The following is a 15,769-nucleotide window of genomic DNA, read 5'->3' as shown; positions in this document are numbered from 1 at the left end:
TTATTAAAATCCAGAGACTTTAAACATTAACAAAACAAACTGTTATAGCGTTATTATAATCTATTCAAAACCCGAATCTAAACTAAAAAAACAGCTTGAACAACTTAAACTTAGTTGTCCATTTTAAAAGTTTTTAGATATTCACTAGGCGTTTTTTTAAATTGTTTTTTAAAACAAGTTCTAAAATATTTAGGATCTGAAAAACCAACCATAAAAACGACTTCTGTTATTGAATAGCGCCCAGACTTAATAAGGTTTGCTGCTCGTTTTATTCTAATAGTTCTAATAAACTCTGTTGTTGACACCCCAGTAATAGACTTAATTTTATTAAAAAGCGCAGAGCGACTCATACCCATATCTGACGCAAATTTTTCTGAAGAATATCCGGAATTGTCAATGTTTTTCTTAATTATTTTTAAAGATTTTTTTAAAAACTCTTTATCTAATTTACTGGATAATTCTTTCCAAGAAGAGGATGTGGACTTTGTTTTAAATTTTTCTGCCCATTGTTGTTTTGTTCTTAAAATATTATTAACACGAAGTCTTAACACTTCCATATTAAATGGTTTTAAAACAAATTCATCTGCACCTGTTTCCAGGCCTTCTTTTTCGTTTTCTATACCTGCTTTAGCAGTGAGTATTATCACTGGAATATGGCTCGTTGTTAAATTATTTTTAATTTTTTTACACATTTCTATGCCTGTCATTTTAGGCATCATTAAGTCTGAAATAATTAAATCGGGGGCCAATTCTAGAGCTATTTTTAATCCCTCTTCTCCATTTGAAGCGGTTAATACATTATAGAAATTTTGAAAGTATTCAAATAAATATTCCCTTAGATCCTTATTGTCTTCTACTACTAAAATAGTTTGAGTTCGTTTATCGTGTTTCACCGTTTTAATCACCTTAGACGACTCTGTAAGCATGTCTTTAAAATCCTTAACTTCATTCTTTACAAAACTAAAATCATATTGTTTTGGTTGTAATTCCAGTATAGAATCTACTTCATAATCCTCCTTAGAAATAGGAAAAGTAACAGACACTGTGGTTCCTTTTTCAATAACACTATCGATACTAATTTTTCCTTTATGAATTTCAATAAGTCTTCTTGTATACGCTAGCCCTAACCCAGACCCAACTTGTATAGCATTACTTTCCTTATTAACTTGATAAAACCTTTCGAAAATACCTGATAGTTCCTCTTGAGGTATCCCTATACCCTGATCCACAACCTTAATAACAGCATACATTTTATTATTAATAATTTCTGTTTCCAAGATTAACTCAATGCTTTTATTTGGGGCCGTAAATTTAAAGGCATTGGATAAAAGGTTATATATTATCTTTTCAATTTTATCATTATCAAACCATGCATCAATAAAACTTTCGCTTGTTTTAAAAGTAAATTTTATTTGTCTTTCTTTAGCTATTTCTTGAAAAGCACGATGTATTTCTTCCAAAAAGCTTACCAAATCGCTCTGCTCTACTACTAAATTTATATTACTAGATTCTGCTTTCCTAAAATCAAGCAATTGATTGATTAAGCGCAACAAACGTGTTGAATTTTTATACATTATAGCGTTTAAACGCTGCAAATATTCTACATCATTACTCCCTTTCATAATCTGCTCAAGTGGCCCAATGATTAAAGTTAATGGTGTTCTTAATTCGTGAGAAATATTGGTAAAAAAACGAAGTTTCATTTGGTTTATTTCTTCAGACTTTTCATAAAGCGCACTATCTAATTTAAGTTTATTTTTTAGTTGCAATTGATGTAAACGCACCTTAAAAACAACATATATAATTAATATAATAACTCCTATAAAAGTGATAATAGCTAATTTTGTAAAATACCATGGAGGAGCAATGGTAATGGCAATTTCTTTAGGGGAATCACTCCAAACACCCGAGCTATTTGAACCGTAAACCTTAAAAACATAATTACCTGGAGGTATGTTTGTATAAGAAGAAAATTTACGTTCCCGAATTACAGAAGCCTGTGATTTATCTTCAAACCCTTCCAAAATAAATTTATATCTATTTTTTTTGGGGCTAGAAAAATGCATACTCGAAAAAACAAATTCAAAAGAATTCAAATTATAAGGTAACGCTATTTTTTTGGTATCATTTATACCTGACGTTAATAGAATTTGTCCATCAACTTTTTGATTAACCTGAACAGATTCATTAAAAAGTTTAAAATCGGTAATCGTTATCTGTGGCTTTTTAGTATTAACCGTTAAATTATTTGGCTGAAAAAATGTAAAACCATTAACTCCCCCGCAAAGCATTGTTCCAGAAGATGTAAACTCCATAGCATTTCCCATAAATTGGTCTACATTAAATCCATCTTTTCTTTCGAAATGTATAAAAGCACCGGTAGTAGGATTTAATTTTGAAATTTGCCTAATATGCATTAACCATATATTTCCTTCAAAATCTTCTCTTATTTGTGATACCACATCATTTGGTAAACCATTTTCCACGTTATAACGAGTAAACTCGACCTTGCCCGTATTTGAATAACTTAAGCGATTTAAACCGCCGCCATAAGTTCCTATATAAAGATCCCCGTTTTTAGCTTGATGAATATCGAGTATATGATCGCTACTTAAAGTATTATTATCTAAGGGATGATTAAAAAATTTCTCAAAAGTTACATTTCCAGATTTAGAACGTTTCAATTTATTAAGGCCCTTAATGGTCCCTACCCAAAGATTTCCATAGTTATCCTCTACGATATCGGTTATATTATTATTAGATAAACTTGTAGAATCTCTACTCGACATTCTATAGTTCACGGTTTGATAGGCATTATTTGCTTTATTAAAAACCATTTTCATCAAGCCATTTTCCCATGCCCCAAACCAAATAGCCCCGTTTCTATCTTCTTCTATTGCAAAAACACGACTATTTATTTTATTACCCAGGTTGTCCTTTATGTCCTCTATTTCTTTAACTTTATACTGTTGAGATTGCTCTTCAAATTCAATCTTAAATAAACCATTTAAAGCGCCCACCCAAATAGTCCCTTCTTTATCGCTCATTAATCGCTTAACTTCTGGTAAAGGAGATGGCTTATTTATTTTCTCTTTATTAATTGAAGAACTATATACTATGGGTGTTTTAGGTTTAGTTCCTGTCTCATCCTTTAAAGTGCTTTTATGAAAAGCTTTAATAATACCGTCTCTAGTACCTATCCAAATATTTTCTTTAAGATCTTCACACATAGATACTATCGGCGATCTGAACAACTCCAAGGATTGATTAGAATTTAAATATTCGGTAGAATTGTAAAACGTATGGCTATCTAAATCCATTTTATACAAACCAAAATCTAAAGTACATAGCCAAACTATATTAGAATTATCGATAAAGATGTCTCGGATATCCTGACTTCCTATCAAGGATTTTAATTGATTATTTCTGGATAGGTCATTAATTACTCCAGATTCGGTATCAAAATTCAGAAGTAATTTATTACCTGAAATCCATATTCGGCCTTCGTTATCACTGCATATACTTACACCCCGAACAACTTCCGATTCATCGTAGTTTATTGTTGAATATAGTTCTATTTTTTCGGATGCGGTAACCTTAAAATCTGCATCAACTTTTAATTTTAATAGCTCAAGTTTATTATTAATAATCCAAATGGTATTCTTTGGATATTCCAACATATCCAACACAACAGTCCCCTTAGTAAATGAGGTATCTGTATAATTGGTAGATTCAATACTTAATTGTGGTGTTTTACCGTCCCTAATTATATCAACTTGATGTAACTTCACTTTTTGATTTGGTGTAAAAAACCAATATTTATCATTTTTAGAAGGAATTATATTTTGAATATTTAAGTTTAAGCCGCCATATTTACTTAAAAAAAACTCATATTCTAATTTCCCTTGATCATCTATTTCAAAAAATTTTATTCCGTTATAATCATTAATAAAGAAAACACCAGATTTCGATTGTTGAATACTAACTTTACCTTCATATCGAGGCTCTCCTCTTCCTTTAAAATAAACATCAACTTCATCTGTATTTGGGTTTATTCTGTTCAAGCCCTCACCTGTTCCTACCCAAACATAACCTGCTCTATCTTCAAACAATTTATACACCACATTACTACTAAGCCCCTTATTATTATGACCATAATGATATTGTTTCATGGAGTAACCATCATATTTATTCACTCCATTTAAAGTGCCAAACCACAAATACCCTCCTTTATCCTGTATAATACTTGTTACAGAGTTATGAGATAAGCCTTCTTCGCCGGCTATCTGGTTTAACCGCCATTGCGAAAACATTGATGAATACAGAAATAAGAAAGGAATGAGAAAAGTAAATTTCTTCAATTTTTTATTGATATTTTAAAATTAAATAACTGTGCTAAATTTAGGTATAAATTAATACCAAAGTATCCTGTAAAGAGAAAATTATCCAAACTAATTTAACTAACAAGCATGACACAACCTACACAACCACCTATAAATAAGACACATACTAACAAAATATTCTTTATTATCACAGAAACAACAGGATGGAATTTTGGGGTTTTGAATGTATTATTGTTTAAAACACACAGTATATTAATTCAAAACTCTTTATTATGAAAAAACAATTACTTTTTATTTTTACACTTGTAATGTGCTTAACCCAAGCTTCTGCACAAGCCTTTGATGTTGGAAATTTATCATACAACATTATAAACACAACGAAACTTACAGTTAGCGTAACGGGCTTTGTCCCAGGGCAGGAAACCGAAGATTTAGTTATTCCTGAAAAAGTTACAGACGCAAATACCAGCATTGAATATACGGTTGTTAGAGTGGTACCTGCCGCATTTTATAATAATGCTACCGGTGGAGCCAATAACGTTATAACGTCTATTTCGTTTCCAGGCAGTATAAATTATTTAGCTTTTAATGCTTTTAGAAGTTTAACTAATTTAACCTCAATTAATTTTGCGCCCTCAAATCTAGATACAAGCGTAGTAAAAATGGAAAATTTTGTTTTTGCTGGATGCACTTCACTAACTAGTGTTGATTTAACGGGGGTTAATGTTAATATTGGACATGGCACTTCTGGCGCAAACAAACAAGGTTCAAATGTATTTAACGGGTGCACAAGTTTAACATCTTTCACTCTTAAAAACAACGCGCAATCCTCTAGGATTTTTACAGGTTTTTTTAATGGTTGTACTAGTTTAGAAACTTTAGACTTTTCCGGCACTGCTATCAGTATCATTAGTCCCTTGGCTTTTGCTAATTGTACTGCTTTAAAAACAATGTATTTAGGGAGTGATGTACCTCCTGCTACAGTAAATTCAAACTCTTTTGATGGTATAGTTGCTCCAATTGCAGGCGGTACGTTATTTGTACCTACAGCAACAGGAGTAAATGATTACTCCAATGACACTGTTTTTGATTGGGATGCTTACTTCTCTATTGCGGCAGGTACAACCTTATCAACTAATAAACATGAACTTACACCTAGTTTTAAATTATTCCCGAATCCTGCAACAAACACCATTAGAGTATCTAAAAAGGTTGTTTCTGCCATTATATATAGTACCTTAGGAAAAGAAATTAGAACTTTTAATAATCAAAAAGAATTTGATATTTCCAACTTATCAAATGATTTATATCTTTTCAAAGCTAAGTTTGAAAACAATACAACAGAAACTATTCGCTTTGTAAAGCAATAACATTCATTTTTGCTTTTGCTTAAAGCTAAAAATATTAGATAAACAATAAGGCTCATAGGTTTTAAAATCCTATGAGCCTTTTGTATTATAATAACTTAATATGCAATATTGACATAAGTAACTCTATGCATGCCATTTAACCAAATTTATAAAACACGACCATGCTTATTTCAATAAAATTTTAATTCAATATTATAGAAAAACTATAAATTAAAACAAAGCCAATAAAATAATGAAAATCGAAACTGATTGCCATAAAAATATTCACTTAGTGCTTATTATTTAAATTGAATCTCTATCAATAAAATTAAAAGGTACTTTAAATCTCCCTCTCTCCTTATTTAAAATCATTTTAGCTGCTGTTTCTCCCATAATATCAAAATCTGTAGATACAACTGAAATTCCAAAAAGAGACTTTAAAGGAGTATCATTATAAGAAATAACGCCAATATCTTCTCCTAGCACATATTCTTGTTCTCTAGCCTGTGTTATAAAATTTACTAAATCAGACTCCTCAATGATTATAAATAAATCATCCTTTTTCATTATGATATCATCATAAATCTCATCCAACACTTCAAAATCAAATTGATATTCTCCACAAAATTTTCCGATGCCACGCCAAATTCTTCTTGGATAAGGATAAACAGATTCTCTTGGATACACAAGCACTACCCTCTTGTACTTGGATAATTTTTGAATCCCAAGCTTTAAAGCTGTATAAACATCATTCTCAAAATCTTGATAAACCGTAATAATCTCATTTTCGTCACTCTCCAATGCATTATCCATTAAAATAAGCTTATTCTCTGGTATTTTTTTCAAAGCTAAAGATACCGTTTCAGTCATACTAACATGCTGAAGCTTTTCTGTTTTAAAATGAGGCATAATTACATAATAATCATAAGACGATTTATGTTTGGTTAACAAATTTAAGAATAGCGTTTCATCACAATGATAAATATGTAAATCGGTTTGAGCATTAGCCCCCATACCATTTACGAAAGAGTTATAAATTCTCATCTTATAAGAACTCAATTTATTAACAAGAAACAAAATATTAATTTTAGAAATAAGTTTGGTTCTTGCTATATAAAATCCTTTACCTCTAATTGATGAAATAACATTACGCTCCTTTAAAATATTATACGCCTTTTCAACGGTGTCTCTAGAGACGTAAAGCTCTTCACTGAAACTATTAATTGATGGAATCTTTTCATCCATTTCTAAATTTCCAATGGCAATATTATGAATTATTGATTTTACAATTTGTTGATATTTTGATTCTCTTGAATCCTCATCAATTTGAACAAAATTTGATATTTCCATAAAATTTATTTTTTTAAAGTTGAAAAAAAACCGTTCCTAAATCCTTACATGTAATTTTATAAACTCATTTCATTTATTAATATCTAATAAAAAAAGCGGTATTCAAAATTACCTAAGAACGAAAAAAAAATCGGGGAAATATAGCTTTTACAAGAGGTGATATGTCTTCAATAACGAAAAAAATAAATACACAATAAACTGAATAACAACAAATTAAACAGTTTGAAAATCAATAGAAATGAAGGCATTATAAAAATATTAATTTAAACAAATACACAAATTTTGAAGTTTAAGCTGTTGGTGTTTCCTCTAGCAAATATTTCTTCATACACGTTTCTGCCTTCTCAACCATAAGGCTACTGCCGCAAAAAATTGGACACCTTTGATGTAGAGTACTCGGCTTTATATCCATAATTCTTATGTAACCATCACTAGCTTTTCCACCAGCTTGTTCTGTCAAAAACGCCATAGGGTTACACTCATATAATAAACGCAACTTTCCTTCTGGATTTTTAGAACTTGTAGGGTACATATAAATACCGCCATTAATTAAATTTCTGTGAAAATCTGAAACCATCGAACCTACATAGCGATAAGTATAGGGCCGGTTTCCTTCTTCTGCTTGGCAAAATTTTAAATAATCTTTTACTCCTTGAGGGAAATGGGTGTAATTACCATTGTTAATAGAAAACGTATTTCCATTTTCGGGAAAACGCATATTGGCATGCGATAAATAAAACGACCCTATGGCAGGATTTAATGTAAAGCCATTAACTCCATGTCCTGTGGTGTAAACCAACATAGTAGATGTACCATAAATTATATACCCTGCTGCTACTTGCTCATTTCCTTTTTGTAAAAAATCTTCTTTTTTTACCGGCATTCCCATAGGGGTTGATCTTCTGTAAATTGAAAAAATGGTTCCTACACTTACATTAACGTCAATATTAGACGACCCATCTAATGGGTCAATTAATACCACATATTTATTTCTATGTGAATTTGTTTTACCTTGAATTGTAATAAAATCCTCTTCCTCTTCACTAGTAATACCACATACTATTTCCCTGTTAATTAAGGCTGTTTTAAAAACATCATTAGCAAAAAGATCTAATTTTTGTTGATCTTCACCTTGAATATTAGTTTCTCCTACCGTCCCAATAATATCTACCAAACCAGCTTTTCCAACTTCATGATTTACCACTTTGGCAGCCAATCTAATAGAATTTAATAATCTTGAAAGTTCACCAGAGGAGTATTTAAAATGTTTTTGATTTTCAATGATAAACTCACCCAAAGTTATATGCTTATTCTCCATAATCAACTTAGTATTATTGCTTAAATATTATATTTATTTATTTATTTATTTACGGCATTAAATTGTGTTTCTATTGGCACACCATAAATAGATTCTAAATCGTTTACACTTTTTTTGTAAAATGCGGTTTCGGGAGGCAAATTAATAGTATCCCAAAAGGTAGGATTGTATTTTATATCAAAGTCTCCCATATCGCTACGCTTACTATTTATATTTTTAATATCAAATTTCTTTCTATCCGAAATCACACTTAAAACTATGGCTTCATGTCTGTAAGCACATTTTACTTTTGTAGTTTTCAACTTCAAAAGTTTCCTTTTTTGTTCACTAATAGTTCCCTGAATAGACGGGTTTCTGTTATGGTAGCTTAAAACTAATTTTCCATTAATATCTTTCTTATAAAGAAAAAGAGAATTTAATCTAGATAATTCCATTTTATAAATCCCATAAGTATCGATACCAATATAAAGTCTTATAAAATCCATTTTCTTATCCTTTTTACGACCTTCAATAATAACAATATCCTCACCATCATAAGAGGTATCACCTGTTTTACTCCAATTGTAGTCTTTTAATGAAAAACCTTGCCTTATTGGGTCTATTTGAGCCATTACAATTACGGTATGCACAGGTTGCTTTTTATTAACGAATCGATAATCGGCAGATTTTCTTTGCTCTGCAATTTCCATTTCATCAAAACTTGGCACTGTAGGCCCATAATCTAATATTTTAAGATAATGCTCTACCATAAAACGGGTTTTGCCATCTTCTACAGAAGAGCGCCTGTAAATCATGTTTAACTGATGTTTAGAGCTTAACGTATTAGATTTAACCTTTTTTACAGCATTTTTAACATACGCACTAGGATTTAAAAGTTTAACCTCTGAAAGTGATACAATATCCTCTTTTAGGACTATACTTTTCTCTTTTTGGTCTAAATAATCTTGAACTTTTATTTTATATGTTTTATAGCCAATACTTGAAATTTCTAAAGAATCTTGCAGGTTGCTTTTAGCAAGTGATAGTTGAAAACCGCCTTCGTCATTACTTGCAGTACCCACATATTTTTTAGGAATCCCAACAGCAGCATAAGGCACATTCATATTGTATTCATCCATAATAACACCTTCAAGAAAAACCTCCTTTTTTTCTTGGGCATATGAAGAATTTGCTGAAATAAGCATGAATCCTATGACTATCAAGAATGTCGTTTTTAGTTTTATCATTTTAAAATATTTTATTTATTAAGGTTTATATTGAATACTATCCTTATCATCGACATTGATTAATTAATTCTGATGAATCTATTAAAGTTTCTCATCATCAATTTTTCTGTTTTTTTTATTTATACTATTCTTTTATTTTTTATCTGTTTTTATTTTATTATTTTTATATAGCAATCCATCCAAAGGCTTCCTATAAGGTACACCCTCTAAATAATAATCGAAAAAAATATTATCATTTTTAGACATATTTCGTTTTGAAAAACCTTTAGGTTTCAACCCTTCACTCCATGTTAATAATTCTGTTTTAAGCTGCTTTGCAATTTCTGGATGTTTTGAAAGCAAATCATTTTTTTCTTCAATATCTTCATCCAAATTAAAAAGATATTCTCTATCATCACCTTTCAAAAATTTCCATTCACCTTTTCTAATAGCAGATTGCCCCCCCCATCTCCAACACAACTTATCGTGTGGAGCACCCGTATTTTCACCATTTAAAAAAGGAATTAAATTAACACCATCTAATGTATCATCCTTTGACAAGCCTGCCAACTCCACTGCCGTTGCAGCAAAATCTAATGCAGATACCGGATGTTTATAAGTGCCATTTTTCAATTTACCTTTCCAATACACAACAAAAGGAGTTCTTATACCACCTTCTATTAAGGTTCCTTTTTCGCCATTTAATGGGTCGTTTAAAGAACCATCCCATCCAGGACCTCCTCCAGGCTTATCTTCCTTTGTGATTTTTAGTGGAGCGCCGTTATCTCCAATAATAAAAATAACTGTATTATCTATTAAGTTATTTTTCTCTAAAGTTTTTATAATGGCCCCTACCCCGTCATCTACCGCAGAAAGCATGGCTAAAGCTTTACGACGACGCTCTGGCATTTCGCCTGGAAATCTATCTAAGTATTTTTTTGTGGCATCCAAAGGCACATGTGGTGCTCTGTAGGCTAAATAGAAAAAGAAGGGTTTATCCTTGTTCATTTCTATAAAGGTAGTTGCCGCTTTACTGCAGGCATCTAAATGATACATGTTAGTAGTTTCAGTAGTTAACGGAATAGATTCTCCATCAAAATTGAAATTAGTCAATCCTGGACGATTACTATTTTTATAAAAAACATGATCAAAACCATGGGTAGTTATCTCATCAGTTGCGCCTAAGTGCCATTTTCCAGCCATACCTGTAGTATAGCCGACACTTTTAAGCCGTTCTCCAATGGTTGTTTCTGATTTAAACCCATTTAAGGAATCGCCATTCATTTCAAATCCAAATCTAGATTGAAAACGCCCGGTTATCAGACCTGCACGAGATGGTTGGCATTGTGGCGCTGTAGAATAACCACTTTCCATACGCACACCATTACGCGCTAATCTATCAATGTTTGGTGTTTTTACATCGGCCTTAATACCTTGTATTGAAAGATCTGAATACCCATGGTCATCCGTATAAATAACAATAAAATTAGGCTTTGCTTTTTGCTCTTGATCTTTAGCATCCTTCTGTTCTTTACCTATACTTTTACACTGTGTACTTAAAATAAACACACTAAAAAGAAGTAAAAATTTGAAGTAATATTTCATATCTAATTAGTTTCTTTTTTTCTTGTTATTCTTTTTTTTATTTTTTCCTGTTTCAGTTTTTACACTTACCTTTTTGTTAGTTATTCCATCTAGATAATAATCAAAATAGGCGTTAGCATTTTTAGACATTCCTCCTTTTGAAAATCCGGTTGGAGTCAATCCATTACTCCATGCCAATAATTCTTTTTTTAGCTCCTTAACTATTTCCGGATGCTTAGCAAGCAAATCATTCTTTTCTTCAATATCCTGATCCAAATTAAAAAGATATTCTCTATCATCACCTTTAAAAAATTTCCATTCACCTTTTCTAATGGCCGATTGTCCTCCCCATCTCCAACACAATTTATCATGAGGAGCTTCCAATTTTTCTCCGTTTAAAAAGGGAATTAAATTAACACCATCTAGCTTATCATCTGTTGATAATCCCGCCAATTCTACTGCCGTTGCAGCAAAATCCATGGAGGACACTGGGTGCTTATATGTTCCTTTTACCAATTTATCTTTCCAATACACCACGAAAGGGGTTCTAATACCTCCTTCAATTAAGGTGCCTTTTTCACCATTCAATGGATCATTTAACGAACCATCCCATCCTGGCCCTCCACCAGGTTTATCTTTTTTTGTAATCTTTAAAGGAGCGCCGTTATCTCCAATAATGAAAATAACCGTATTGTCTGTTAAATTATTTTCATCTAATGTTTTCATAATTTCTCCAACACCATCATCTACTGCTGAAAGCATGGCTAAAGCTTGACGACGACGTTCAGGCATTTTACCAGGAAAGCGATCCAAATATTTTTGTGTCGCATCCAATGGTACGTGTGGTGCTCTATATGCTAAATAGAAAAAGAACGGTTTATCCTTGTGCATTTCTATAAAAGTTGTTGCCGCTTTACTACACGCATCTAAATGATACATTTTAGTAGTTCCAGCGGCTAAAGGAATAGACTTACCTTCAAAATTAAAATTAGCTACTCCTGGTTGCGCACTGTTTTTGTAAAACACATGATCGAAACCATGTTTGGTTATTTGATTTCCAGGGCCCAAATGCCATTTTCCGGCCATACCAGTAGCATAACCAGCACTTTTAAGCCTGTCTGCAATAGTGGTTTCTGCATCAAATCCTTCCAAAGAATCACCATTAAGTTCTAATCCAAATCTAGATTGGAAACGTCCTGTTAAAATACCGCCTCTAGATGGCACACATTGAGGCGCTGTAGAATATCCACTTTCCATACGCACCCCATTACGAGCTAAATTATCTATGTTTGGAGTTTTAACGTCATATTTGATACCTTGAATTGAAAGATCTGAATACCCATGATCGTCTGTATAAATGACAATGAAATTTGGTTTGGATTTTTCTTTATTAACAGCACTCTTTTTCGCGGTGTCGTTTGTACTTTGACATTGCGCATTTAAAACGCAAAAAGCAAAAATGAATGCTAGCTTTATATAATATTTCATAAATATTTTTTTTATAGTTTCTAAACACCAATAGAATAACCTAGAAATAGGTGTTTTTCTTTAATTAATTTCTAGTTTCTTTCCTTTTAATCCTTTTAGTTGTTTTCCAACACTTTCTGGTCTGTACTTGGTTATATCGAATTTTGGATTTTGTATGGGTATAATAGCTTTTGTATCATGAATATGTTTCTCAATTAATTTATCTAATTCCGTAACTTTTTCCGGATATACTTTAGCTAAATTATTATGCTCACTCACATCCCATTTTAAATTGTACAATAAATAATCGTGCTTAAAATTATTTCCTTGGTGAAATAACCTAATTAATTTCCAATCTCCAGAGTGCACAGACATGGCTGTTGGTAACCAATCAGGAACTCCCGGTTGATGAGGGAAATATGTAAATATCCCCTCTCTTTTTACATCTTTACCTTTTAAAGTTTCGGTAATATCAATACCATCAACAGTGTAATTTTTAGGCATTTCTAAACCTGCTAAATGCAACAACGTTGGATAGAAATCTGTAGACTGAATTAATGCATCACTCGTTGTTCCAGGTGCAGTAATTCCAGGATATGAAATAACTGTTGGCACTCTTACGCCACCTTCAAACATCGTTGCTTTTCCGCCACGTAAAGGTCTATTACTTGTTGGTGGAGCTACATATTCGTCTCCATTTGGTAAAACATCTGTTACCCCATTGTACATATTCCCTCCGTTATCACTCGTGAAAACAATAATGGTGTTTTCGCTTAAATTTAATCTATCCAATTCATCTAGCAATCGTCCGATGGCATCATCCATAGAATGAATCATTGCTGCATAAGTTGCTGAGTGTTGTGCATCCGTTAAATCTACTTTTGTTCTATAATATTTTTTTAGAGTTTCCTTGGCATCAAAAGGCGCATGCACAGAAAATTGCCAATAATTCATAAAAAATGGCACAGACTTATCTATAGATCTTAACCAAGAAACGGCTTCGTCTGCCATTCTATCTTCTATGTGTTCTTTAGTATATTTTTCTTTAAAACTTGGATATTTCCATGGAGCAACAAAACTACCTGCAGGCCCTGGCCCTGGCCAATGTGGAATATCAACATCAAAACCATGTTCTAAAGGAGAATAAGGTGTTTTTCCTAAATGCCACTTTCCAAAATGTGCTGTTTGGTACCCCGCATTTTTAAATTGTTTACCTAAAGTTGGTAATTGATTATCTAGTCTTGAAACAGATTCTAACATGACCGCTTTATTCCCAGGAGCTGGATTTTTTTGTAGTGTTGCTTTTAATTTCACTTCTCCCAAATGTGCTGTTGGCGCTGTAATACCTGTTCTAGCCGGTGTTTGTCCTGTTAAAACACTTGCTCTTGTAGGGGAACATAATGGACTTGCTGCGTAAGCTCTTGTATAAGTAATACCTCTAGCGGCTAAACGCTCTAAATTTGGAGTTTCGTATAGTTTAGTTTTACCGTAAAGTGTAACATCGCTCCAGCCTAAATCATCAGCTAAAATAAAAACTACGTTGGGTTTATTTTGAGCCTCTATTCTAGTGATTAAGGCACAAGTTAAAATTAAAAAAAACAGTTTTTTCATCTTAATATTTTTATCGAATTATTATTTGTTTTTAGCTTCAAAAAGCTCAACAGGATTTTTGGTATAATTATACTGCCATGTTTCTTTTGGCTGAACGGATTTAAACTCATCAGCCCCATAAAAGTCATCATGGTATTTATCCATCCATTGGTAAGTCAACTCTTTGAGACGACTCTTAATAACTTTGTATTCTGGATCTTCATATAAGTTATTTAATTGGTATGGATCTTTTATTCTATCAAACAAAGTATTGGTAATAGGGTTATTATCTTTATCCATAGAAAATGTAAATTCTTCTGTAACAACACCTCGCCAATTAATGTTATTTGCATGGCCAAGACGATATACCCAAAGTGGTACATAATTATCTTTATCAGATTGGTTCTTTATTAATGCCGCCGACAAATCACGACCATCAAACTCTTGTTTCGTATCAATATCCAAATACCCTAAAAGGGTAGGTAAAATATCTAAAGTCCCAAAAAGCGTTTTTGTTTTTAAGCCGCTTTTTATTTTCTTAGGATATTTAATGATAAAAGGAATTTTGTTAGAATAATCGTGTGGGTATTGCTTTGGCAAAACGGCGTTATGAGATTCTAACATATCTCCATGATCTGCAGAGAATGCTACCAAGGTATTATCTTCCACATCCATACTCTTTAATTGATCCATCAATCTACCTAAAGCAATATCTACTCCTGTAACTTGTGCCATATGGCCGTGATACATGCGTCTTCTATCTGGAGTATCTTCTAAACCAGGACGTAAAATTATAGAATCTCGATTATACAAATTCATCAACTCATCCTCTGTGTCGTATCGATAATGCATTTTACCATCCTCTCCTTTAAACTTGCCCCAATCGTGTGGTGGATGTAAAGACAAAATTATGGCGAATGGTTTGGTTTTATCTATTTGCTTTAAATAATTAATAGCTTGACGTGTTTGCCCATAGGGTTCCCACTCGCTAAAAAATTCCTTTTCCCCGTTTTTATTCCAAAAAAAGGCTTTCCCTGCCCTAAAATCTACATGACAGTTGTTGGTTAAAATAGTATCGAAACCATAAGTTAACGCTTCAGGAATAGGTCTATCTCTATCGCCCCCCAATAAATGCCATTTTCCAAAATACGCGGTTTGATAGCCTTTTTCTTTTAATATTTCTGCCAACAAATTTGTTTTATTAGGCAATAAAGGCGCATCGTTAACAAAGGCTCCATTTTTTAATGGATGCATGCCACTCATTAACATCCCTCTAAAAGGTGTACAAACGGGTTGACTCGAAAATGCATTTTCAAGTAACATGCCCTCATGAGCTAGCTTATCCAGATTTGGAGTTCTTATTTGTGAATTGCCATATGCTCCAACCATATCGGCAGAGTGTTGATCTGAGAGCACTATAACAAGGTTTGGTGATTTTTGCGAAGTTATCTCACTAGATTCTAAAACTCTAGACTTACAAGACAACAGTACAGCTAAGCTAAATAATATATATATACATCTCATATTCTATACTGATATGACTATAAAAAACTAATTAATGTT

At 32.2% G+C, this 15,769-nt stretch carries 9 protein-coding genes; 1 reads left to right on the top strand and 8 read right to left on the bottom strand.

Annotation, left to right across the window (positions count from 1 at the left end; translation table 11 throughout):
- Positions 1–110: 110 nt before the first annotated feature.
- Complete coding sequence (locus QWY92_RS01145; protein ID WP_290267946.1) at positions 111–4,361, bottom strand: two-component regulator propeller domain-containing protein; 4,251 nt, start codon at positions 4,359–4,361, stop codon at positions 111–113.
- Between the two features lie 254 nt (positions 4,362–4,615).
- Here QWY92_RS01145 and QWY92_RS01140 point away from each other — a divergent pair, with 254 nt between their 5' ends.
- Complete coding sequence (locus QWY92_RS01140) at positions 4,616–5,713, top strand: leucine-rich repeat domain-containing protein (protein ID WP_290267944.1); 1,098 nt, start codon at positions 4,616–4,618, stop codon at positions 5,711–5,713.
- Between the two features lie 282 nt (positions 5,714–5,995).
- Here the strand turns inward: QWY92_RS01140 and QWY92_RS01135 are convergent, their stop codons facing one another.
- The 7 genes from QWY92_RS01135 to QWY92_RS01105 all read right to left on the bottom strand — a co-directional run bounded on the left by QWY92_RS01135 (position 5,996) and on the right by QWY92_RS01105 (position 15,730).
- Positions 5,996–7,042, bottom strand: coding sequence for a GntR family transcriptional regulator (locus tag QWY92_RS01135; RefSeq protein ID WP_290267941.1), 1,047 nt, complete (start codon positions 7,040–7,042; stop codon positions 5,996–5,998).
- 289 nt (positions 7,043–7,331) lie between these two features.
- A complete protein-coding gene (gene fbp, locus QWY92_RS01130; RefSeq protein WP_290267939.1) occupies positions 7,332–8,360 on the bottom strand; it encodes a class 1 fructose-bisphosphatase in 1,029 nt (342 codons plus the stop codon).
- A gap of 41 nt (positions 8,361–8,401) precedes the next feature.
- Positions 8,402–9,586: a carboxypeptidase-like regulatory domain-containing protein gene (locus tag QWY92_RS01125; RefSeq protein ID WP_290267937.1), complete on the bottom strand. Its 1,185-nt coding sequence runs from the start codon at positions 9,584–9,586 to the stop codon at positions 8,402–8,404.
- 132 nt (positions 9,587–9,718) lie between these two features.
- On the bottom strand, positions 9,719–11,170 hold the full coding sequence (locus QWY92_RS01120) for a sulfatase family protein (RefSeq protein ID WP_290267935.1): 1,452 nt from the start codon (positions 11,168–11,170) through the stop codon (positions 9,719–9,721).
- A 6-nt stretch (positions 11,171–11,176) separates the two neighbouring features.
- Positions 11,177–12,637 carry a sulfatase family protein gene (locus tag QWY92_RS01115; protein ID WP_290267933.1) on the bottom strand — a complete coding sequence of 487 codons (1,461 nt, stop codon included), beginning with the start codon at positions 12,635–12,637 and terminating at the stop codon, positions 11,177–11,179.
- A gap of 60 nt (positions 12,638–12,697) precedes the next feature.
- A complete protein-coding gene (locus QWY92_RS01110; protein ID WP_290267931.1) occupies positions 12,698–14,227 on the bottom strand; it encodes a sulfatase in 1,530 nt (509 codons plus the stop codon).
- 21 nt (positions 14,228–14,248) lie between these two features.
- The gene (locus QWY92_RS01105) at positions 14,249–15,730 is read right to left on the bottom strand and encodes a sulfatase family protein (protein ID WP_290267928.1); all 1,482 of its coding nucleotides are present in this window, start codon (positions 15,728–15,730) and stop codon (positions 14,249–14,251) included.
- Between the last annotated feature and the right edge of the window lie 39 nt (positions 15,731–15,769).

The organism is Algibacter miyuki (assembly GCF_030409805.1).
In the GTDB taxonomy this organism is placed as follows: domain Bacteria; phylum Bacteroidota; class Bacteroidia; order Flavobacteriales; family Flavobacteriaceae; genus Algibacter; species Algibacter miyuki.
The sequence above is the reverse complement of the archived record's forward strand: the minus strand, read 5'-3'. Positions and strand labels throughout refer to the sequence as shown.

Coding starts and splice junctions, on each gene's coding strand:
- QWY92_RS01140 (WP_290267944.1), top strand. CDS start 4,616: ATGAAAAAACAATTACTTTTTATTTTTACACTTGTAATGTGCTTAACC.
- QWY92_RS01135 (WP_290267941.1), bottom strand. CDS start 7,042: ATGGAAATATCAAATTTTGTTCAAATTGATGAGGATTCAAGAGAATCA.
- fbp (WP_290267939.1), bottom strand. CDS start 8,360: ATGGAGAATAAGCATATAACTTTGGGTGAGTTTATCATTGAAAATCAA.
- QWY92_RS01125 (WP_290267937.1), bottom strand. CDS start 9,586: ATGATAAAACTAAAAACGACATTCTTGATAGTCATAGGATTCATGCTT.
- QWY92_RS01120 (WP_290267935.1), bottom strand. CDS start 11,170: ATGAAATATTACTTCAAATTTTTACTTCTTTTTAGTGTGTTTATTTTA.
- QWY92_RS01115 (WP_290267933.1), bottom strand. CDS start 12,637: ATGAAATATTATATAAAGCTAGCATTCATTTTTGCTTTTTGCGTTTTA.
- QWY92_RS01110 (WP_290267931.1), bottom strand. CDS start 14,227: ATGAAAAAACTGTTTTTTTTAATTTTAACTTGTGCCTTAATCACTAGA.
- QWY92_RS01105 (WP_290267928.1), bottom strand. CDS start 15,730: ATGAGATGTATATATATATTATTTAGCTTAGCTGTACTGTTGTCTTGT.